At 77.0% G+C, this 949-nt stretch carries 1 protein-coding gene; it reads left to right on the forward strand.

Translation table 11 applies throughout. The features are described 5' to 3' along the window. Nucleotides 1-93: 93 nt before the first annotated feature. A partial coding sequence (locus ACSNOK_RS33255; protein ID WP_436784509.1) for a DUF4097 family beta strand repeat-containing protein occupies nucleotides 94-949 on the forward strand: 856 nt, incomplete at its 3' end.

The following is a 949-nucleotide window of genomic DNA, read 5'->3' on the forward strand; positions in this document are numbered from 1 at the left end:
GTCCCCCCGCTGTGGCGGGCGCTGGCGGGCCCGGCCGCCCGGCGCACCGCCCGGCCGCCGGCCCCCGAGCCCCGCCCCGCACAGGAGGCCCGTATGTCCACCCCGTCGGAGTGGTCGCTGACCGCACCCCGGAATCTGACCTTCGAGGAACCGGTCACCACCCTGGAGGTGCGCCTGGTGAACGGCGCCGTCAATGTGGTCGGCACCGACACGGGCCCCGCCCGCCTGGAGCTGTCCGCGCACTCCGGGGCGCCGCTGCTCGTCACCCACAAGAGTGGAGCCCTCTTCGTCGGCTACGAGGACCTCTCCTGGAAGGGCCTGCTCGGCCGGCTCGGCCACGGCCTCCGCCACCGGTCCGTCACGGTCACGCTGGCCGTTCCCGCCGGCACCCGCGTCAAGGTCGGCGTCGTCGGGGCGCACGCCGTCGTGTCGGGCGTCTCCGGCACCACGGACGTTCGCGGGGTCGGCGGGAACGTCACGCTGGTGGGGCTGACCGGCCCGGTCCGGGCCGAGACGGTCTCCGGCGACGTGGAGGCCCAGTCCCTCTCCGGGACGCTGCGGCACCACTCCGTCTCCGGCGACCTCACCCTCGTCGACTGCGGCAGCGACGCGGTGAAGGCCGACACGGTCACCGGCGGCATCGTCATCGACCTCGCCGAGCCCACCGCACCGGGCACCGGCCCGGCGCCCTCCCTGGACCTCACCACCGTCTCCGGCGACGTCGCCCTGCGCCTGCCCGGTTCGACGGACGCCGTCGTGGAGGCGGGCACCGCCACCGGCACGGTTTCCAACGCCTTCGACGAGCTCCGGCCGGCCGGCGAGTGGGTCGGCCGGCGCCTCACCGGCCGGCTCGGCCGGGCCACCGGCCGCGTGCGGGTCACCAGCGTCTCGGGGACCGTCGCCGTCCTGCGCCGGCCCCCGGCCGCCGACGCCCCCGCCGGCGCAGGAC

The sequence above is a fragment of the Streptomyces sp. URMC 126 genome (assembly GCF_051386555.1).
GTDB lineage: Bacteria > Actinomycetota > Actinomycetes > Streptomycetales > Streptomycetaceae > Streptomyces.